Origin of the sequence: Singulisphaera photorubra, from assembly GCF_045290345.1 — a bacterium.
In the GTDB taxonomy this organism is placed as follows: domain Bacteria; phylum Planctomycetota; class Planctomycetia; order Isosphaerales; family Isosphaeraceae; genus Singulisphaera.
On sequence record NZ_CP155447.1, the window covers coordinates 4,532,381 to 4,552,393 of the forward strand.

Here is a 20,013-nt window from a genome sequence, read left to right on the forward strand (position 1 = left end):
CGCAGATTCTGAATCAGCTTGCTCCGGCACCGCGATCAGGCGAGTGTTGCTCCGTGGCCGGTTCGTCTCGCCCATCGGCTTCGACACGGATCGTCCGGATGAGATAGGCCACAATCGCGACGTTCGCCATGAGGACGGTGGCTCGTAACGGGGCGGCCTTCCGGAATACTTCATAGAGTTCGAGGGGAATCAGGAGGCTGGTTGTGACGACGATCAGGTATTCGGCCCACCGCTTCTGAAGCAGGATTCCCACCCCTTCCGTCAAGTAGAGCAGGCCGTAGCAGACGATCCCCACTCCGATCGCTTCGAGGCGCCTTTCACTGAGTTCAGAAAGTCGAGCGACGATCAAGTGGATGAGCTGATCCTCGGGGTCGAGCCGGAGACGAGTCGCGAGTCGGATCACGCTTTCGAGAATCTCATTCGGTTTGAGCCGGAGAACGACCACGCCTCCAACGAGCAAGATGGCGGCCTTCGCAAGTTTGTACGCCGCAATGATCGAAAGACCGAAGCGACGAGAGTGACTGTCTTGGCTCATCTGCGGCGATCGACCTCTCTTGCAACCCGCGTATCAACAGCCCGAGTCCGCTTGTTGGCCGACCACTCGGCCCCGGATCGCGGAGTGACTGACTCACGGCGCGAATCCGGCCCTGGCATGCTGATCGTCATCGGGATACGATCGACCGCGGCAGCCTAGACCTTGAGGTCTCGGGGAGGTCTTCACCATGTCACGGCTCACCGAATTCTACAAGGGCACCGGCAAAGACAGCGAGGGCCGGACCATCTCGATGATCTGGGCGTTCCGCCGCGATCAGTTGGAGACGACGCACGACTACATCCAATGGCTGTTCCCACTGCGCCTGGCGAGCCGATTCAACCCTGACGCGCCGCTGCTCACGGAGGCCGATGTGGCCGCGTTCCATGACGATCCTGCGCTCCGGGAAAACCTCAAACGCTCCTTCACGCGCTTTCTCGACTTCCTGGATCTCCGCGAGGACGGCGGCCGGGTCGTCAAGACGGAGGAGTTTGATAGGTCGGGAATTTTTCAGGGTCCCAACCATAACTGGCTAAGAATCACGCGCGTCCTGACCAGCACTCGAATCCTCGGCCTGGAGTCGGAAAGCCGAGCATTTTTTGAGTTCTTGAAGCGCTTGTGGGAGGAGGGCGAGTCTGGAATCACGACGGATACGTTCCGGTACTGGGAGGACGCCGCCACCGGCGATCTGTCCGGTTGACAGCCAGGACCGTCCACTCTGCTACGTGATTGCGGTCGGCTCGTTCAAACATGTCACCCCAGGAGGATCCGCGGATGCACGCCAGCGCCGGCCGATGTCATATCGTCGACTTTGCCACGATTCCAGGGGTCCCTTGCCCATGCGGCACGGCTCGGAGAGCCTTTTCCGACGTCGACGATTTTCCAGGGACGATTCACGTCACCGAAATCTCGGCGACGGCCCAGCGTCACTACCATCGGCGGTTGACGGAGACCTACTATATCCTGGAGTGCGATCCGCACGCGACGATCCAGCTCGATGATGACGAAGTTCCCCTCAGGCCGGGGGTCTGCGTTGTGATCCCGCCGGGAGTACGGCACCGCGCGGTGGGTAAGATGAAAGTCCTGATCGTGGTCTTCCCGAAATTCGACCCCGACGACGAGTGGTTCGACTGAGGTCCATGGCGGGTCCGCCGCACTGGCGATCGTTCGCCGGCCCCGACGATTCCCTCGTGGATGCTTCTCAATTCGTTGAGATTATTGCAGTATAGGACCCTGCGCCGGGACTGAGTTAAGAGGCCGGGCGTGCGAGGCAATCGTCTGGTCCCCATGCCGGATGTGGATGGATGTGGCCAGGTGATGGCGAGCGAACATTGACGAAGCCGGGTTCGTCGCGCCACGCGTCCTTCGTCGTCTCATGACGATACAGACTTCTTTATTCCTCTATGACGAGTCGATTTCCCGATGAAAGCCGTTGCCGTTCTCCCAGGAAAACCGAACAGCGTCCATCTCCAAGAGATCCCCGTGCCGAAGGTCACCGACCAGCCGCACCCGCACGTCTGTCGGATCCCTGAAGGGCGCGGCGTGCTCGTCAAGGTCCTTCAGGTCGGCGTCGACGCCACCGACCGTGAGATCAACGAAGCCCTGTACGGCAATGCCCCTCCGGGGGGGAAGCATCTCGTGATTGGCCACGAGAGCTTTGGGCAGGTCGTCGAGGTTGGCGACAAGGTGATTGAGGTCAAGCCGGGCGACTACGTGACCTGCACGGTGCGTCGCCCCGGCGGCTCCTTGTTCGACAAGATCGGCCGGAACGACATCACGAGCGAGGAAGTTTACTACGAGCGAGGAATCAACCTCTGCCACGGCTACTTGACCGAGTTTTTCGTCGATGACGCGGAATACGTGGTGAAGGTGCCCCAGAACCTCAAGCATCTCGGAGTCCTTTCCGAACCGGCGAGCGTCTGTGCCAAGGCGATCGAGCAGGCCTACCTCGCCCAGCAGCGATTGCAGGTCTGGAACCCATTACGAGCCTTCGTCCTCGGGGCGGGGCAAATTGGCTTGCTTGCCACGATGATGCTCAGGCTTCGTGGACTTCAAGTATTCACGCTCGCGACGAAGCCAGGACCGCACCTCAAATCCGAGCTCGCCGAGGCCTATGGGGCCACTTATGTGAGCACCAATCAAACGTCGATGAAGCAACTCACCGAGCAAGTCGGCAAGCCCGACCTCATCTTCGAGGCCACCGGCAACGCCGAGGTCTGCTTCCGTGCGATGGAAGTACTGGCGCACAATGGCGCCTTGATCTGGACGAGCATCACGGGGGGATCACACGAGGTCTCTGTCGACGCCGCCAAGATCAACCTCGAATGGGTCCTCGGCAACAAGCTACTCGTCTCGAGCGTCAACGGCAACCGCCGCCACTTCGAGTTGGGGATTCAGGCTCTCTCGCACGGTGAGCATACCTACCCGGGCGTCACCGAGCGGATCCTCACCCATCCCGTCGCGGGGCTGGAGAACTACAAGGAAATGATGACGCTTCTCGAAGATAATCAAGCGCTCAAAGTTTACATCAACGTTTCTGAGTGACCACTTAGGCCCAGAGATCGTCGGCCGTCGACCTAAAAGGTTGTCACCTGGGGTTGCCCGTTGAAATCCCCACGGACGACGGCCACGATCCGAGGTCCCAGGAGAACCACGAGGTCCTTCGACTCGAAGCCGGTTCCCCCCGTCCCTTGAAATTTCTCGCACAGATAGGCGGTCACGAGCTCCAGGGTCGCCTTGACCGGAGCGTCGATGGAGAAGGACGTCGCATATCCGTTCTCGTCATAGACCCGATAATGGGTCCGGCGAAACTCGGGCGATTCCTGAACGCGAGGAACAGGTCTTTCGATCGGCCCCGTAAAGTCGCCCATGTAATTGAACCCCTCGGACAAAATCCCTCGCGTTGCGACCGAGCCTGCCATCAGCAAGGATGCAAACGTTAGCGGCCCACCGGGGACAGGTCGTTTTCCCTGAGCAGAACCAGGCCCCCCTGGCCTCGATTACTCTATTGTCGCTGCACTTTCCTCCCTTGACTACCCATGAGAGGGATGTGTCGACCGGGATTCGGGTCTGGCATAATCTCAAATCGTTGGCGGATCCCTCTTTCCCGGTCAACTGAGGACGGTCTCGAGAGATTTCCAGGTTGACCCCGATCTTGGTTGGAATTCTCTACGCATGATCGAGTCCACGGCCTTCATCGCTCGAGCGGCCATTGTGCTGGGCGACGTCCAGCTCGGGAAGTTTGCAAGCCTCTGGTACAACACGGTGGTCCGTGGCGATACCGAGAGAATCGTTGTCGGCGACGAAACCAACATCCAAGATCTCTCGATGGTCCACGCCGACCCCGGCTTCCCTTGCCTGATCGGCAATCGGGTGACGGTAGGACACCGAGTGATCCTTCACGGATGTACCGTCGAAGACGACTGCATGATTGGAATGGGGGCGATCCTCCTGAACGGTGTTCGGGTGGGACGAGGTTCAGTCGTTGGCGCGGGGGCCGTCCTGGTCGAGGGCACCGTCGTCCCACCGGGGTCGATGGTTCTGGGCATTCCAGGACGCGTCGTTCGCGAGGTGGACGAGAGCATGCACGCCCGAATCGACCTGATCTGGCGCCATTATGTCGCCATGGCCGACAAGCATCGACTCGGCCAATTTCCGATCCGTTCCTCGACGGATGGAGACGACGTCGCCGAACGAATTTCTGAGCCGATGGGAGGAACAGGTTCATGACTTCAAATCTAAGATTGACAATTGACGCTCAACCGCCGTGGGCCGCCCAGAGCCAGAGACAATGGGTCGCCTGTCTTGTCTTCGGAGCGGCATTGCTGGCACTCGTCCCGGGTGCTCGGGGCGATGAGCCTCCCCTGGATGGGGTGCATCGGGTGGTTTTCTTGGGGGACAGCATCACGTATTCGGGGCAATACATCGAGTATATCGAGACAGCCCTACGGGCCCGGAATCCAGCCCTCCACTGCGAATTCCTCAACCTCGGACTGCCAAGCGAGACAGTCTCCGGGCTCACCGAGCCAGGTCACGCCGCCGGCAAATTTCCCCGTCCCGATCTTCACGAACGGCTCGAACGGCTCCTGGAAAAGACGAAACCTGACTTGGTCGTCGTTTGTTACGGCATGAACGACGGAATTTACTCCCCGCTCGACGATCTGCGATTCAAAAAATTCCGGGAGGGGATTCAATTCGTGCGGGACCGAGCCCAAGCTAAAGGTGCAAAGATCCTTCACCTCACGCCGCCGGTCTTCGACCCTCTGCCGATCCTGGAAAGAACCCTGCCGGGGGGGCTCGAAGAGTACCGGCAACCCTACCAAGGCTACAACGCCGTTCTCGACCGCTACTCCGACTGGCTGCTTGGTCAGAAAGCCCAAGGGTGGGAGGTCGTTGATATCCACGGTCCCTTGAACCAATATCTCGCCAAACAACGAAGTCACGACCCCAAATTTCTTCTCGCCGGTGATGGCGTCCACATGAATGCGACCGGGCACTGGATCATGGCGCGTGAAATCCTGGCGCACTGGAAGTTGCCCACCGCGGACCTCACGGCAGCGAGCGGCGAGGAAGCCATGGCCGCGTTGCCCCAAGGTCCCGAACTCTTGAAGCTCGTCCAGCAACGCCAACGTTTGCTCAAGGACACATGGCTCACGGCAACGGGCCACACCCGGCCCGGTATGAAGCAAGGTCTTTCGCTCTCGCAGGCCGAACGCCAGGCCGCTGAGATCGAGGCAAAGATCGCGACCCTGGTTGCTCCGAAACGATAAGGGCGACAAGTCCGGCTAACGCGGAAAAATTGCAGGGTCAAGCACGATACCCGATCCGCCATCGTGGGGTTTAACTCGATGGCCTGTTCCCCGGTCAGTCCCGTTCGGGGCCTGACCGATGATCAGCGTGGTGAGACTGCTCAGGGGGCCCCGCGCCGATCGACGTTCGACGCGACTCAAGCCTCTTGGACCAAGAACTCATCGCCATCGATTCTGGCGATGGGGACGACTCGGAGAATGGTTGATGCATTGGATGAAGTTGCTTTTCGGTAGGCTAGGCACGTCCTTGGTGCTGGCACTGGTCGTTCCGACGATAGTGAGGGCAGCGGACGCGCCCGTCAAATCGCCAAAGCCGAACGTGGTCTTGATCCTTGCGGACGACCTGGGGTGGGGGGACGTCGGCTGGCACAATAGCGAAATCAAAACGCCACACCTTGATAAGCTCGCCGCCTCCGGCACTCGCCTGGAACAATTCTATGTTCAACCCGTTTGCTCACCGACTCGGGCCGCCTTGATGACAGGTCGGTATCCGATGCGGCATGGACTTCAAGTGGGCGTCGTGCGGCCTTGGGCCCAGTACGGACTGCCGTTGAACGAGCGGACACTTCCCCAGGCGTTGAAGTCGGCTGGATATGAGACGGCCATCTGCGGCAAGTGGCATCTCGGGCATTTCCAACCGGACTATCTCCCGACCCACCGCGGGTTCGACCACCAGTATGGTCACTACAACGGAGCACTCGACTACTTCACTCATGTCCGCGACGGCGGCTTCGACTGGCACCGTGACGATCGCGTCAATCGCGATGAAGGGTACAGTACCCACCTGATCGCCCGGGAGGCCACTCGGCTCGTCGGACAGCACGAGACATCCAAGCCTCTGTTCCTCTACGTCCCGTTCAACGCAGTCCATGCGCCTCACCAGGTTCCCGAAAAGTATAAAGAGCCTTACTCCAAGCTGAAGGAACCGCGACGGTCCTATGCGGGCATGCTTGCCGCAATGGACGAAGCCGTGGGACAGATCGTCTCGGCCATTGACGCCAAGGGAATGCGGTCCAATACGATTTTCATTTTCTCGAGCGACAACGGCGGGCCGGCCCCTGGGCGAGTGACAAGCAACGGTCCTCTCCGCGGGCAGAAGGGGACACTTTACGAAGGGGGAGTCCGCGTTCCCGCGTTCGTCTCTTGGCAGGGGCACCTGCAACCCGGCACCGTCGCCAAGGCTCCGCTTCATATCATCGATCTCTTTCCGACGCTCTTGACCCTCGCTGGCGCTCCGCTTGAGCAGACGTTGCCGACCGATGGCCGGGACGCCTGGAACGCCATTGCCCACAATGGTCCTTCCCCTCACGACGCCATTCTTCTGAACACGACCCCCGACTCAGGCGCGATTCGCGTCGGTGACTGGAAGCTCTTACTCAACGCATCCCGCATCGAACGGGAAGGGGAAGCGAAGGTCACGAAAAAAGCAGGAGCCCCGCGCGACTCAGTCGAGCTCTTCAACATCGCCCAAGACCCGTACGAAAAGAAAAACCTGGCGACCGCCCACCCGGAGAAGGTCAAAGAACTCAAAGCACGCTACGACAAGTTTTCCGCCGAGGCCATTGCTCCCAAGGTTGCTCCCATGGCCAAGGGTTTCCAGGTGCCAAAAGTCTGGGGCGAGTCAGACTAAATCAAGCGATCTGCTTTCCGATTGAGAACCGATCGTGGAACTTGAGTCACCGGACTGAACTGAGGCTGTGAGTCATCGGAACTTGCATTCTCGATCAGAGGCCGATGGTGTCATGGGTTCCGAGTCAGAACCGGAATCCATGACACCCAAGGTCCTATCCAGAAAGACATCTCCATGAGATTCCGCACCTGGTTCGTTCTCGTGGCCTTGCTCCTTCAAATTACCGCGTCCGTAGCCGCGGCCAAGCCCCCTAACGTGGTCGTCATCCTCTCCGATGACCAAGGGTGGGGGGATCTAAGTGTCCACGGTAACGTCAACCTCAAGACGCCGCACATCGACTCGCTCGCGCGTGACGGCGCTCTCTTCGAGCGATTCTATGTCTGTCCGGTCTGCGCACCGACTCGTGCCGAGTTCCTGACGGGTCGATATCACCCTCGGGGCGGCGTCCGGGGAGTGACGAGCGGCGGGGAACGTCTCGACTTGGATGAGCGGACGATTGCGGAGACCTTCAAAAACGCAGGGTATGCCACGGGTGCCTTTGGCAAGTGGCACAACGGAACCCAGTTTCCTTATCACCCGAATGCCCGTGGATTCAACGAATATTATGGCTTTACCTCAGGCCACTGGGGCGAATACTTCAACCCGCCGCTTGAACATAACGGACGACCAGTTCTAGGCAAGGGATACATCACCGACGACTTGACCGATCATGCAATCTCGTTCATCAGAGGCTGCGAGGATCGCCCCTTCTTTTGCTACCTGCCGTTCAATACGCCGCACTCGCCGATGCAGGTGCCCGATCGATTTTACGACAAGTTTAAATCCGTAAATCTGAAGATGCGTGCTCAAACTCCCGAGCGTGAAGACCTGCTGATGACCCGCGCCGCGCTCGCGATGTGCGAAAATCTTGATTGGAACGTCGGACGCGTGCTCAAAGCGCTCGAGGAATTGAGCCTGGATAAGAACACCATCGTCGTCTACTTTTCGGACAATGGCCCGAACAGTTGGCGCTGGAATGGTGGAATGCGAGGGCGGAAAGGATCCACGGATGAAGGGGGAGTTCGTTCGCCACTCCTGATCCGGTGGCCGGGCCACATCCGGCCCGGGACCCAAGTGACGAAGATTTCCGCGGCGATCGACTTGCTGCCGACACTCGCCAGTTTGGCCGGCATTCCGGTCAAGTCGGACAAGCCCTTGGATGGCATCGACGTCTCGTCACTCTTGCTTGGCACCCCCTTCGAGGGCCAAACCGACCGACTGATCTTCTCGCACTGGAACGGCAATGTGAGCGTCCGCACCCAAGACTATCGCCTCGACGCCACAAACCGACTCTACGAGATGGTGCGAGATCCGGGGCAACTGCACGACGCGACTCGAGAGCATCCCGAAGTGGCGTCGCGGCTGTCTCAGGCTGTCGCCCGCTGGAAAGCGGAGGTCCTTACCGACCTCAAGAAGGATGATCGGCCATTCCCCGTCGGCTATCGCGAGTTCCCGATCGCGATCCTTCCCGCCCGTGATGGGCGGCCGCACGGCAACGTACGGCGAAGCGCCAATGCCCCCAATTGCTCCTACTTCACGAACTGGACCAGCGTCGACGATCGGATTACCTGGGATATCGACGTGAACACCGGGGGCCGTTACGAAGCCGTCATTCAGTACACGTGCGCGACCACCGACGTCGGATCCGAACTCGAGTTGAGCCTCAACGAGCATCAATTTCGAGGCAAGGTCAGCGAGGCCTACGATCCTCCGCTCCGGGGAAAAGAGCACGATCGCGTACCTCGTGGTGGTGAATCCTATGTGAAAGACTTCAAGCCACTCAGCCTCGGGATCGTCAGGCTCAAGCCGGGGCGCGGGCTGCTCACACTCCGCGCCCTTTCCGTTCCCGGTCAGCGCATTATCGACGTTCGGTCCGTGGTCCTGTCACTCGTCGAGCCGGACGATCCGCTTTAGTCTCGTTCCGGCATGCCCTCCCCTTTCGAAAACGATTCCCGGCACAGTCGGCCTGGCCGTTGGCAATCGATCCGGATGCCCACCTCCTGGTCATCATCTCCTGACTGTCAAATCGCGGAACCTGTAGCGAAGATGGCGGATTCATCACCTCGACTTGCGAATCGTCGTGAATGTGAAGGGAAGGCCATCTCTCACCTCCTTGGCCGGGTCCGATAATCCCGCACGGAAGCCTCGTCAAAAACCTTGGCGCGATCGTCCCCGCCACGGTTTCCATTCCCAACGAGGATCCGGGAATCTGTCGGCATGGACGGGGCCATCAATCTTCGGACGACGGTTCTGGGACCGTTCCTACTCGGGCTCATGGTCGTTCTCTCCGGGGTATCGTCGGCGGACGAGAGGCTGAGCGGAAAAATCAGTGCGATCGATCGGATCGCGCGCACTGTCAGCGTCCGAGCGCTGGGTTCGGGAGCGGACAAGTCCTTGCGAATCGACCGCGAAACGGTCGTCGCGGGGCTTCCCGGATCCGACAACTGGGCGGGCCTGAACGTCGGCCAGGTGATCATCGCGACGTTTGACGCCGCGACCGAGGCCACCAAGAAAATCCAGGTCGTCGTCTCTACGGCACCGACAGGTCTTGTGCCTCGCACGGGTGATTCCCAACTCACGCCATCAACTACGCGACCGAGTTCCCCAGAGAATCGAAGGGGATCCACCCGAGCTGACGCCAACCGTGCGTATGGATTGACGCTGGCAACGGCCATGTCGATCGACTCGGAATTAACGTATGAAATGATCGTGCCAGGTGTGAGGGCCGCCGAGTGGGTGGTGGTCGCGGCTCAGGCACCTGAATTGCCCGGCCAGATGAACGTTCGCTCCTCTTTGGATCCGGGTGGCAATCCGACCTGGGACTTGAGCCCTGGGAATCGTCCCTTGCTGGTCAGCCGGATCGCCGCGAGTTCACACGAGAATTTCAACAGTATCTCGGCCCGCGCCCACTACCACTCCACTCTCTTATCGCGTCACCTCTATCGACGCCGGGCCGGTGAGGAAGCGACGGACGCGATCCCGCTAGGAGCCGAGGAACGTCGGCGAGCTCTGGCGAAAGGGGGAACCTACGAGTTGGACGCACCAGAATTCCGCCGCTGGATCAGCGCGGAGTCCTTGCCAATGAACCCCTCGGAATCCGAGATCGACTACGCTCGACGCGTCTTTCTTACCATAAAACAAAGCTTCACTTACGAATATCGCGAAACGATGGATCGACGCCTCTCCCGGGTCTGCGCGGTGCGACGGTCCGATTGCGGTGGGTTGTCGATTCTGTTTGCCGCGGTGCTCCGGACCCAGGGGATTCCGGCCCGAATCTTGGTCGGTCGCTGGGCCACGTCCGCCGTCCCCGGCGCTCAGCTCGGGGGAATTCCCTATTACCAGTGGCACGTGAAAGCGGAGTTCTACGCCGAAGGCGTGGGCTGGATTCCGGTCGACCCCGCCGCCAGCCTCATCTATGACCACTCCCGCGAGGGGCTTCGCTACTTCGGGCACGACGAGGGGGATTTTCTTACCTTGCACGTCGACCCCGACCTCGTCCTCGACACCGTGCACTTCGGGCCGCAACCAACCCCGTTCCTCAACGGCGGGCTCGGCGTCTGGGTGGTTGGGAGTGGGTCGCTCGAGAAGGTGCGAATCCGCCAGGATTGGCAGGTCCGCGAGGTCGAAGCGTCGCCTCGTTCCAGCCGATTGGCCAGATCGTTGAGCGACGCTCCGACGTCTCGGTAATCGTCCGACCTCAACTTATTGACGCTGGGGCGCGACATCGCCGTAGGGCCAGGGCTTGCCTTTGAAAAGGGGCCGACGGTTCGGCGCGGGAGCTACGCCCGGTTTGAGCTGCTTGGCCAGGTCGATTCCTGCGTCACGCATCTGGGTGCCGCCGGTGATCTCGAGGTTGCTGTAGCTGGTCAACCGGGTTTCATACCCGCCTCCGTGCTCGTCGAACGCGTCTTCCGTCGGCACGTAGCCGACGCAACCGTTGGCCAGCGAGACGGGAAACGTGAACGGGAATCCGCTCCCCTTCTTGATCTCGAGCCCGTAGCGGCAAAAGTACTCCGCGGGTGTCGTGACAAAGACAGCGGGGCCCACTTGAACCACCTGCACCTCCACTTCGGCCGCCGGCTCCTTCTTGAGCAGGGCGTCGAGCATCAACGTTTCCTTGGCGAAGGTCCAGTCCGTCGGATCGGCCTTCGACTTGTCGCCTTCCACCAGGGCCAGGCTGGCTTTCACCCGCTCCGGCGAGGGCACGCGACGCTTGATGTCCCACACCTTGGTTTTGGAGGCGATCGGGGTCAGAATGCCCGGTTCCATGGAGAGCAAGGTCTTCAAAGCCTCAGCGCCAACCTTACCACCGACAATCTGCGCCCAGCGATCTCCGACCGGGTAGACGAACGGACTCTGGTTGTCGACCTGGGTGACATCCCCCGAAGCCCCGGCCAGGAACACGACCACGCAGTCCTTGCCGTAGTACCCTTGAATCACCTTCTCCAGGTAATAGATGTAATTGGCCGAGATCCCGCCCGGACTCGTCGTTGCGTGACAGGCGAAGTTGACAACACAACCGAGAAGCTTGCTCGGATCCTTGGCATCCCAGGCGCCGATCACGCCAACCTCGGGGTCAACCGGACCGGCCGGCTTGACGATCTCCGGGTTACCCAGCCCGGGATGGGTGACCGAGCGACCATTACGCATCAGGAAACGTCGATTAAAGGCAACCTTGTCCTCCACCCCATTCCCGACGGCAGCGCGGGCCTCGACGCGGTGGTCATGCGCATCGCAAATCACGTCGATCAGCGCTTGCTCCACCTTGGCCAAATAGGTTGGGTTGGCAATGGTTGATTGGTTATAGGCAAGATCCTGAACGAGCGGTGACGCGTGATCGAACTCCCCGGGAAGGAGCCAACCGCAAGGGCCCGACGAGTGCGAATGTGAGGCTCCGATCAGAATTGCCTCCGCGGGAATTCCGGTCTTCTCTTGAACCGCCTTGCGAACCTTCTGGACGGTATCCCGGCGAATCCCGAGCGCGTCGATTCCCACGATGGCCACCTTCGACTGGCCATCATCAAAGACAGAGGCACGGACCTTGCAGGGATCATGGACCGTTTTGTGGTACGACTTGCCGTAACCACCAGGTGCCTCCATGCCGACGTCGGGCGTGATGTCCTTCTCGGCAAAGCCCGACTTAAAGACGGGAGCCGCCGGGGCCTTCTCCGGTTCGGCGGCGATGCCCGCCGAAGCCAGCAACATCAGGTTCAGCGTCAGTGCGCGGGTCGTGATCAATCTCATCGTGCGGGTTCCTCTTTGGGACGATCGAGCGCGCCTTCACCCTTGAGATAAGCCAGCAGGTCGGCGAACTCCTGCTTCGAGATGTTCTTTTCCAAGCCTTGGGGCATCAGCGACTGCTTGCTGGCCGCGAGTTCCTCCACCTCGGTGCGAAGGATCGTATCTTCCTTGCCCAGAGGTTGGCGGAGCGTCAGACTCGTCGGCGTCTCCGACGCAATCAGGCCAGTCAAGACTCGACCGTCCTTGGTCGCGACGGTGTAGGCTGCGAACCCTTGGGTGATCTCATGATCCGGTACAAGGATGTGCAACAGAATCGCCGGCTTCTCCTGGTTGCGAATTCCGAACAGGTCGGGGCCGACGGTCGATCCCTCGCGGTCCAGGCGATGGCACGAGGCACACTCGCGACGGAAGACGACCTGGCCCTTGACGGGGTCGGAGGTCAAGCTCACGACGTCCTTGAACTCGTCGTAAACCTTCGCCCGATCCCCGGCTACCGCTCCAAAGATCGCATTCGCTCGCTCGCGGATCTTTGGATCTCGACTTTGAGTGAGCTGTCGGCGCCGAAGGGCGTCAATGACCCCCGAGGAGACACGCCCCGACTCCAACGCATTCAAGAGACCCGGAATATGCTGCGACTGTGAGATCAAGGCGGATAAGACTTCATCACGAACCGCCGGGGAAAACGAAGCGAAGCGGCCGGGTTCCAGAAGGGCTTCCGCGACGCGATCATCACGTTGCACGCCGAGTGCTCGGACCGCCGCCACCTGGATCTCCCTGGAATCTTGGCGGGCGAGCAACGCCAGCAAGGTCTCACCCCCTTGGGCGAAGTCGGCGAAGGCAAGCAGCCCCACCGCAGCCGCTCTTTCCTCGACGGGCCTGGCCTGATCCAGGGCCGCTTCGTTCATGGCGGCCACAAGCTTGCGGGCCGCGCCCTCCGACGCCTGATTTTCGGGATCGTGACCGATGACCGAATCGAGGATGCTGCCCGTTTGCCCCCCCTTGAGACGACCTCGCCCCGCTTCGCAAAGGCCTGTGAGTAGGGCAGCCTGCTCGGCCGGGGAGAAACTCGATTGATCCGCGAGAATCGGGCGGATCAAACCGGGCCATGCCTCCGTCGGCTGGCTGTCGCCGAGCAATCGACCGAATTCCTTCAGGAGCTCGGGCGCCGGTGGGCTGCTGTCCCGGGGTCGTTGTTGCAGCGCGGTCAGAAAGAGGGTTTCGCGACCGGACAAGGAACTGAAAACGACAGCCCTGAGCCAACGGTCCGACCCATCACGGACCGCGATTCGAGCCAGGGCCTGAGCGATCGCGGGAGCCTCCTCGGTGGGAGCCTTCCCGGCCGAAATTTCGCCCAGGGTAATCGCGGTCTGGAATCGGACGCGCGGGTCTTTGTCGTCTGCACACGGCAAGATATCGGCAAGCCATTCCTGATGCTTCGAGAGCCGAGTCTCGACGAGCTTGAGGGCGTGCTCCCGAACCGGGGCCGCTCGGTGTTTGAGAAGCGGCCGCAACGTCTCATCAGTGAGCGCGTTGAACGCTTCGAGGAGATGGAGGGCATGAACAACCGCAACCGGATCGGCCTCGGAGTTGGCGAGGATCGCGCGAAGGGGTTCGACGGCCTCCTGATCTTTGCGCTCCAGGAGCAGGCGATGGGCGGTGTCTCGCCGCCAGCCGACTTGAGTGCGAAGCGTGTCGCAGAGTTCCTTGGTCGTTGCGTTGGCGAGAGTGACCTTGCGTCGCGCCTTCAATTGGTCGGGACTGAGATCATCGCGGACGACCCGCCAGATCCGCCCCATGCCTTTGCCCCCCTCAAAGTCGGTTCGCTTGCGAATCTCGACCGGCAAGTAGTCGGGATGCTCGATCGTCTTGCGGTACATGTCGCAAACGTAGAGAGCGCCGTCGGGACCACTGGCCAGGAAGACCGGCCGGCACCAGTTATCGCGACTCGCGAGGAACTCAGCCCCTTTGATCGCGGGGTACGCGGCGAAAGTGGCCCCTTGCGGGTCAAGGCGATCGACGTGAACCAGGTTGCCGGTTGGGTCGCACGAGAAGACCAGGCCTCGGTAGGCATCGGGCAGTCCGTCCCCTCGGAAGACGGTCACCGCACAGGCCGCCGTGAACGTTCCGGCATGGGAATCGGCGGTGGTGACATTGCGGCTGATCGGGAAGAGTTTCGCCGCCGCGCCATGCCCTCTGAGCGGTTCGGCCACGGTCTCGGCCGGGCAGTTTTGAACCGTTCCGGAAAACGCGAGATGCGGATTGCGTCGGAGCGTCTTCGACGAAAGCACCACATGCTGCACCTGCACTCGGTTGTAGCAGATGAAGCGACGACCGAACTCGTCGAACGTGATCCCGAATTGCGACCCGCCGTCGGCGGCTTCGCCGGACGTTCCGTCGGGACGGAATCGGAAGTCCGTGCGGCTCAGAGAGACCGAATCCGAATCCGGGACCGAAGGGGCGTGAACCTTTCCTCCTTGCAAACCACTCGTCACATAGACCCAGTTGTCAATGGAGAGTGTGGGATGGCTGACCCGGAGCTGGGTGGACCCTTTCGTGTCGAACCCGGTGAACAGGACGCGCCGCTCGTCGGCCTTACCGTCGCCGTCCGTATCGCGCAAGTAGAGTACCTCCGGCGCACACGTCACGATCAGGCCACCGCGCCACGGTAGAACCCCGTTGGGATACGTGAGGCCCTCGGCGAACTCCGAGCGCATATCCATCGTGCCGTCGCCGTCGGTATCTTCCAGGAGCGCGATGCGGCCAATTGCGGGACGGCCCTCGCCGGGTCCCGTCGGATAGCCGCGATTCTCGGCCACGTAGAGGCGTCCTCCCTCGTCGAAGGCCATCGCCACCGGACTCGCAATCAAAGGCTCGCTGGCGACCAATTCTACCCGCAGACCAGGCTGCGACTGGAACGATTGCCGCGCCTGCTCCGGTGAGAGTGGTCCTTCGGGCGGTGGAGTGGCCGCCTCCGGTTTCGCACTTTCCTTGGGGTCTTGCGCCATCACGGCAACACCCAAGCAAAGCGCGATAATCAGTGCCAGCGAGGCGTTCAACTTCGAGAGGCCGAGTTTGTTCAAAACACGCCAACGCCGCGGCGTCGGTGTTTCGAGATGGACACCAATGGTCATCCAGGATGCTCCCGTGCAAGTGGAGAAAGGAGGATTAGCAGATCGATCGGGAGAAGGCGGGGCTGCGACTCTAGCATCGTATCGAGCAAGAGTTGGCCTGGGCAAGCGACTTATCGACTGAGATCCGATGGAAGGCGGGACTCAGCCAAAGCCTCGTCGTTTCGAGTGCGTCCCCCCCTCTTTGATTCGAAAGGGAGCTCGACCACCATTGGAAGAGAAATGATCACCGTTGACTGGCTTGAATTGGAAACCAAAGGAAGTCAGGTTGCCACGGGCTCGGAGCACGGAACCCGTGGCACGCGGCGAACCATTACTAGTTACGAAGCAACGATCGCTTGTCCGTTGATCGAAATTGACCCAAAACCAGGCAGGGTGTCCCTGAGACGTTCGCCTCGAGACTCGCCCCCGACGCCGCTCACGCGTTCTCCACACGACCGCATGGGTCAGTCGAGAACGGCGAGAGGCCAAAGATCAAGGAAGTTCTCGGATCTTGATATCCTTGAATTCAACAGGCGACCCTTCGGATTCGAGGCAGAGATGCCCCTCGGCAGGCACGGCCCCGGTGCCCCCCGAAACCTCCTCACCGTTCACCCAGAGGCGGACCTCACCATTGATGGCCCGAACGTAGTAGTGATTCCACTCGCCGAACCCCTTGCTAAGGTTCTTCCTGGGAAAGCTACGCGAACCGTTGGGCGAGAGCGGGGGAAACGGCGTCAGTTTGGATGTCCCAACCTGAAAGATATCCCCATTGGTTGAGAAGAAGGTTCCATCCTTGCCGGTCTGCTTCTTATAGAGGTCGAAATATCCGTGGTCGAGCATCTGTACTTCAATCCCACCACTCGGAAGTGTGTTGGGCTTGATCCCCTCCAGGGCCGCTTTCGGAGCCCAGACGAAGATGCCGGAGTTCCCGCCCGAGCGATGATGTTTCCAACTCGCAACGAGTTCAAAATTCCGGTACTCCTTCACGCTCCGGGTGACGCCGATCGGCTTGCCGGTGCAAAACACCCCGCCATCCTTCCAGGTCCAGGTGTCCGGGTCGCAGTTGACGTGGGCGAAGTCAGCTTCGCCCAGCGTCGTCCAGCCTGGCCCTGTCCCGTCCAGGAACGCTTTGGGAGGGCTGGACGGTGCTTCTGTGGCCGGCAAATCCTGGATCCGAATGTTGCGCCAGCGGACTTCCATGGTCTCGGTCTTGTCGCCCACGCCGTGAACCTGGAGCGCGATGAAGCCGGTCGGAGTCATTGAATCCGTCAAGTCGGCGGCCGGCACTCCGTTGAGCCAGGTCTTGATCGAGTCACCCTTGGCTTCGATCCGGAACGTATTCCACTCGTTGTGCTTGAAGGCTTTCCGAGCCGGTTCGTTCTGCTCGAGATTGTTCAGCCAGCCTCGACGGGCTTCGTCGTAGATTCCCCCGGTCCAGGCGCGGGGCTCGGGGTCGATTTCCACCTGGTAGCCGTGGACTCGACCCGCTGGAATTTTCAGCACCTTATCGCCAACTTTGAGTTCCTGATTCACATCGTTGCAATGACTGCGAATCTGAATCCCTGAGTTGAGTCCATCCTGAACTTTGAATTCCAGTTCGAGGATGAAATTCGCGTGGTAACTCGTGGTGCAGAGGAACGAGTTTCCCGTCTTGGGGACCGTGGTCCCGACAATCTCACCGTTGTCGACCTGGTAGTTCGCCTTCCCCCCCTGCTGAACCCAACCCGCCAGGCTCTTGCCGTTGAAAAGGTCGACCCACTTCTCGTTCGAGGGCTCGTCGGCCCGGCCGCTTGTACCGATACCGAGTACGCCGAGCATCGCAATCGCCACGGCCAGCGGGCCAATTGGTCTCGAGAAATTCCGCACGTGTCGTTCCTTTCCAGGGGAGAGGGAATTGATCCCATCACTTGATGATTTCAAGTTTCTTCAATTCGCGGGTTTGAGAATCCCGGCCGAGTTCATCCAGGCCTCGGCTCGAAGGGGCCAGGACGACACGAGGTCTTTGGAGGGACGCAGCCCATAGCCGTGCCCACCGCGCGGGTAGAGGTGCATTTCGACCGGCACTTTCGCCTGCTTTAACGCCAGGTAATAGACGATGCTCGATTCCACCCGTACGCCATCGTCCTCGGTCTGCACAAGAAACGTCGGCGGCGTTTTCGCATCAACCTTCACGGGAGGAGCGAGCGTATCCTCCTTCGTCGCCAGGTAGGCCGGATAGACCAGGATGGAGAAATTCGGACGGGCACTGACCCGATCGGCATCATCCCCAAGGTCATACGACTGCCGCACCGAGTCGGTGCTCAGCAGGGCGGCCAAATGGCCGCCGGCCGAGAATCCGAGGACGCCGATCCGATCAGGGTCGATCTTCCATTCCTGGGCTCGATGCCGGATCAGGCGAAGCGCTCGCTGCGCGTCCTGGATTGGCGCTTCATGCCTTTCACGTCCATCGTGGGCTGGAACGCGATACTTCAAGACGACGGCGGTCACCCCCAGCGTGTTGAGCCAGTCTGCAACCTCGGTTCCCTCTTTGTTGTAGGCAAGAATCTTGTAGGCCCCGCCGGGGCAGATCAAGACGGCCGCGCCGTTGTCCTTTTCCGGCTTGGGCCGGTAGACCGTGATCGTGGGCCGTGTCACGTTGGTGATCCGGATCGTCGAATCGCCCGGTTTGAGCGGTTGCTGCTCCTCGCGATCGAGGTCGCGACTCTCTCCGGGCGCACCGGCCGGCCAGAGGAGAATCGGCTCCGCGGTCTTCGCCTCTTCGGCCCGGGTGGCAAGAGGGAAGAGCACGAGCAGCGCGGTTGCAAAGAGTCCGTAACAGCGCAACGAATGACACATCGGTGTTGTTCCTCGGCCCTACGGAACGGCCTGAATCAGGCGGACCCGGGACGATCAGAGGCTGGGGGGCATGGCATCGCAGGCGTACGATCCGAACGAGGGGGCAACGCCCACCCGCTCCGGGAAGGTTCTTCGTCCGCTTGTTTTCCCATCGATCCAGGGAAAACGCAAGAGTCGAGATTCTTCGGCTGGTCCTAATTCGCCGGCGTCGGACGAACTGCTCCGCTGCCGATCGAACGACTCAGCCAACGTCGCCCCACGGGATCCCAGTCTCCCCAGAGAACGCCCAGGCGGGCGATCGAGAGGTCGATCACCGGCGGGCCACCTGCCGGATTTCCATCGAGCGAGATTCGACGGGCCGCCCCGGGAGGCGAGGCGGCGCACCGGCCAATTCTTCTCAGGCGAGGATCTCATCCACGACACGGCCGTGAACGTCGGTAAGTCGGAAGTTGCGGCCACTATAGCGGTAGGTCAATTGCTCGTGGTTGAGTCCGAGCAAGTGCAGGATGGTGGCATGAAGATCGTGCATGTGGACCCGATCTTCGACGGCCATGTGTCCGAGTTCATCCGTGGCGCCAAAAGCGAAGCCGGGCTTGACCCCAGCGCCGGCCAGCCAGACCGTGAAACCATCCGGATTATGATCCCGGCCCGTTCCCTTCGCTTGCGCGTAAGGGGTTCGACCAAATTCGCTCCCCCACCAGACGAGGGTATCGTCGAGCAGGCCCCGACGCTTCAGGTCGGCCAGCAGGCCGGCGATCGGTCGATCCACGTTCTTGGCATGGATGGCGTGCTGAGGCATGTTTGAGTGTTGATCCCAGGCCGGGTTGGCCGTGCTGTCACCGTAGGTCACCTGGATGAATCGGACCCCGGATTCACAGAGTCGGCGGGCCATCAAGCATTGCCGACCGAAGTTGTCGGTCGATGACTGCCCGATTCCATAGAGATCCAAGGTTTCCTGTGACTCACCCTTGGTGTCGAGTACGCCTGGAGCATTGTTCTGCATCCGCCAGCCCAACTCGTAGGAGGCGATAATGGCCTCGACCTCCGAGTCACCCGGACTTCGGCCAAGTTGCTCGGCATTCAACTCTCGGAGCAGGTCGAACTGCCGGCGTTGATCGGCCGGCGAGAGAAGCGCATTCCCGAGGTTGCGGATCGTGGCCTGCTCGGCCGAAGCCCCTGCTCGACCAAGTGCCGTCCCTTGATACATCGCGGGGAGAAACGCATTCCCATAATTCCGGGCTCCACCGTTTCCCGCCGAAGGGCCGATGGAGACGAATCCGGGGAGATTTTCATTCTCGGAGCCGAGCCCATAGAGAACCCAAGAACCCATTGAGGGGCGGACCACGTTCGCGGCGCCGCAGTGCAGAAAGAGGGTCGCCGGCCCGTGGGCCACCCCCTCGGTGTGCATCGAGTGGATGAAGCACAGATCATCCACGTGCGCGTTGGTCTCAGGAAAGAGTTCGGAGGCCCACCGCCCGCTCTGACCGTGCTGGGCGAACTTCCACAACGGTTTCATAACGCTTTGAGGCGTGCCGCGCTTGCCGGTATTGGCCAGGATACGGGCATCGTCAAAGGCCAGGCTCTTGCCGTCGTTCTTCTCGAGGCTCGGTTTATAGTCGTAGGAATCGACCTGACTGACCCCGCCTTGCATGAACAGGAAGATCATCCGCTTGGCGCGAGGCACGAAGTGCGGAATCCGAGGGGCAAGCGGGTTGAGCGACGCCGCGGCAGCTCGCTCCGCGGCAAGACCTGCCAGGGCCAGGTAGCCGAACCCACAGGCAGAGTTGCGGAGCATCTCGCGACGGCTGATCGGCATAT

15 protein-coding genes are annotated in these 20,013 nt (G+C 60.8%); 8 read left to right on the forward strand and 7 right to left on the reverse strand.

The annotated features are described in order from the left end of the window. Positions 1–13 precede the first annotated feature (13 nt). Positions 14–535, reverse strand: coding sequence for a DUF2127 domain-containing protein (locus V5E97_RS17100; protein WP_406700507.1), 522 nt, complete (start codon positions 533–535; stop codon positions 14–16). Positions 536–722: 187 nt separating this feature from the next. Between V5E97_RS17100 and V5E97_RS17105 the strand changes: the two genes are divergently transcribed. The 3 genes from V5E97_RS17105 to V5E97_RS17115 all read left to right on the forward strand — a co-directional run bounded on the left by V5E97_RS17105 (position 723) and on the right by V5E97_RS17115 (position 3,076). Then, positions 723–1,232: an opioid growth factor receptor-related protein gene (locus tag V5E97_RS17105; RefSeq protein WP_406700508.1), complete on the forward strand. Its 510-nt coding sequence runs from the start codon at positions 723–725 to the stop codon at positions 1,230–1,232. 74 nt (positions 1,233–1,306) lie between these two features. Further along, positions 1,307–1,666 (forward strand): cupin domain-containing protein, encoded by a 360-nt coding sequence (locus V5E97_RS17110; protein ID WP_406700509.1) that lies wholly within the window; start codon positions 1,307–1,309, stop codon positions 1,664–1,666. A 288-nt stretch (positions 1,667–1,954) separates the two neighbouring features. Then, positions 1,955–3,076, forward strand: coding sequence for a glucose 1-dehydrogenase (locus V5E97_RS17115; protein WP_406700510.1), 1,122 nt, complete (start codon positions 1,955–1,957; stop codon positions 3,074–3,076). 32 nt (positions 3,077–3,108) lie between these two features. On the opposite strand, the gene V5E97_RS17120 is transcribed toward V5E97_RS17115, so the two are convergent. Then, entirely contained in the window at positions 3,109–3,402 is a 294-nt protein-coding gene (locus V5E97_RS17120; protein WP_406700511.1) for a hypothetical protein, read from the reverse strand. 304 nt (positions 3,403–3,706) lie between these two features. On the opposite strand from V5E97_RS17120, the gene V5E97_RS17125 reads away from it, so the two are divergent. From V5E97_RS17125 to V5E97_RS17145, 5 genes are all read left to right on the forward strand, one after another. Further along, positions 3,707–4,261, forward strand: coding sequence for a gamma carbonic anhydrase family protein (locus tag V5E97_RS17125; RefSeq protein WP_406700512.1), 555 nt, complete (start codon positions 3,707–3,709; stop codon positions 4,259–4,261). Continuing rightward, positions 4,258–5,301 (forward strand): SGNH/GDSL hydrolase family protein, encoded by a 1,044-nt coding sequence (locus tag V5E97_RS17130; protein ID WP_406700513.1) that lies wholly within the window; start codon positions 4,258–4,260, stop codon positions 5,299–5,301. Before V5E97_RS17125 ends, V5E97_RS17130 begins: the two co-directional genes overlap by 4 nt. A gap of 244 nt (positions 5,302–5,545) precedes the next feature. Continuing rightward, a complete protein-coding gene (locus tag V5E97_RS17135) occupies positions 5,546–6,970 on the forward strand; it encodes an arylsulfatase B (protein WP_406700514.1) in 1,425 nt (474 codons plus the stop codon). A 174-nt stretch (positions 6,971–7,144) separates the two neighbouring features. Further along, on the forward strand, positions 7,145–8,923 hold the full coding sequence (locus V5E97_RS17140) for an arylsulfatase (RefSeq protein WP_406700515.1): 1,779 nt from the start codon (positions 7,145–7,147) through the stop codon (positions 8,921–8,923). Between the two features lie 303 nt (positions 8,924–9,226). Further along, on the forward strand, positions 9,227–10,696 hold the full coding sequence (locus V5E97_RS17145; RefSeq protein WP_406700516.1) for a transglutaminase-like domain-containing protein: 1,470 nt from the start codon (positions 9,227–9,229) through the stop codon (positions 10,694–10,696). Positions 10,697–10,711: 15 nt separating this feature from the next. On the opposite strand, the gene V5E97_RS17150 is transcribed toward V5E97_RS17145, so the two are convergent. The 5 genes from V5E97_RS17150 to V5E97_RS17170 all read right to left on the reverse strand — a co-directional run bounded on the left by V5E97_RS17150 (position 10,712) and on the right by V5E97_RS17170 (position 20,011). Next, positions 10,712–12,253: a hypothetical protein gene (locus V5E97_RS17150; protein WP_406700517.1), complete on the reverse strand. Its 1,542-nt coding sequence runs from the start codon at positions 12,251–12,253 to the stop codon at positions 10,712–10,714. Next, entirely contained in the window at positions 12,250–15,381 is a 3,132-nt protein-coding gene (locus V5E97_RS17155) for a PVC-type heme-binding CxxCH protein (protein WP_406700518.1), read from the reverse strand. Before V5E97_RS17155 ends, V5E97_RS17150 begins: the two co-directional genes overlap by 4 nt. A gap of 471 nt (positions 15,382–15,852) precedes the next feature. After that, a complete protein-coding gene (locus V5E97_RS17160) occupies positions 15,853–17,226 on the reverse strand; it encodes a 3-keto-disaccharide hydrolase (protein WP_406700519.1) in 1,374 nt (457 codons plus the stop codon). A gap of 60 nt (positions 17,227–17,286) precedes the next feature. After that, a complete protein-coding gene (locus tag V5E97_RS17165) occupies positions 17,287–18,195 on the reverse strand; it encodes an alpha/beta hydrolase (RefSeq protein WP_406700520.1) in 909 nt (302 codons plus the stop codon). A gap of 397 nt (positions 18,196–18,592) precedes the next feature. After that, complete coding sequence (locus V5E97_RS17170; RefSeq protein ID WP_406701176.1) at positions 18,593–20,011, reverse strand: DUF1501 domain-containing protein; 1,419 nt, start codon at positions 20,009–20,011, stop codon at positions 18,593–18,595. Between the last annotated feature and the right edge of the window lie 2 nt (positions 20,012–20,013).

Excerpts from the sequence above, each read along its gene's own strand:
- V5E97_RS17120 (WP_406700511.1), bottom strand. The coding sequence starts at position 3,402 with ATGGGCGACTTTACGGGGCCGATCGAAAGACCTGTTCCTCGCGTTCAG.
- V5E97_RS17170 (WP_406701176.1), bottom strand. The coding sequence starts at position 20,011 with ATGCCGATCAGCCGTCGCGAGATGCTCCGCAACTCTGCCTGTGGGTTC.
- V5E97_RS17145 (WP_406700516.1), top strand. The coding sequence starts at position 9,227 with ATGGACGGGGCCATCAATCTTCGGACGACGGTTCTGGGACCGTTCCTA.
- V5E97_RS17100 (WP_406700507.1), bottom strand. The coding sequence starts at position 535 with ATGAGCCAAGACAGTCACTCTCGTCGCTTCGGTCTTTCGATCATTGCG.
- V5E97_RS17130 (WP_406700513.1), top strand. The coding sequence starts at position 4,258 with ATGACTTCAAATCTAAGATTGACAATTGACGCTCAACCGCCGTGGGCC.
- V5E97_RS17115 (WP_406700510.1), top strand. The coding sequence starts at position 1,955 with ATGAAAGCCGTTGCCGTTCTCCCAGGAAAACCGAACAGCGTCCATCTC.
- V5E97_RS17150 (WP_406700517.1), bottom strand. The coding sequence starts at position 12,253 with ATGAGATTGATCACGACCCGCGCACTGACGCTGAACCTGATGTTGCTG.
- V5E97_RS17140 (WP_406700515.1), top strand. The coding sequence starts at position 7,145 with ATGAGATTCCGCACCTGGTTCGTTCTCGTGGCCTTGCTCCTTCAAATT.
- V5E97_RS17155 (WP_406700518.1), bottom strand. The coding sequence starts at position 15,381 with ATGACCATTGGTGTCCATCTCGAAACACCGACGCCGCGGCGTTGGCGT.
- V5E97_RS17135 (WP_406700514.1), top strand. The coding sequence starts at position 5,546 with ATGCATTGGATGAAGTTGCTTTTCGGTAGGCTAGGCACGTCCTTGGTG.
- V5E97_RS17125 (WP_406700512.1), top strand. The coding sequence starts at position 3,707 with ATGATCGAGTCCACGGCCTTCATCGCTCGAGCGGCCATTGTGCTGGGC.
- V5E97_RS17105 (WP_406700508.1), top strand. The coding sequence starts at position 723 with ATGTCACGGCTCACCGAATTCTACAAGGGCACCGGCAAAGACAGCGAG.
- V5E97_RS17110 (WP_406700509.1), top strand. The coding sequence starts at position 1,307 with ATGCACGCCAGCGCCGGCCGATGTCATATCGTCGACTTTGCCACGATT.
- V5E97_RS17165 (WP_406700520.1), bottom strand. The coding sequence starts at position 18,195 with ATGTGTCATTCGTTGCGCTGTTACGGACTCTTTGCAACCGCGCTGCTC.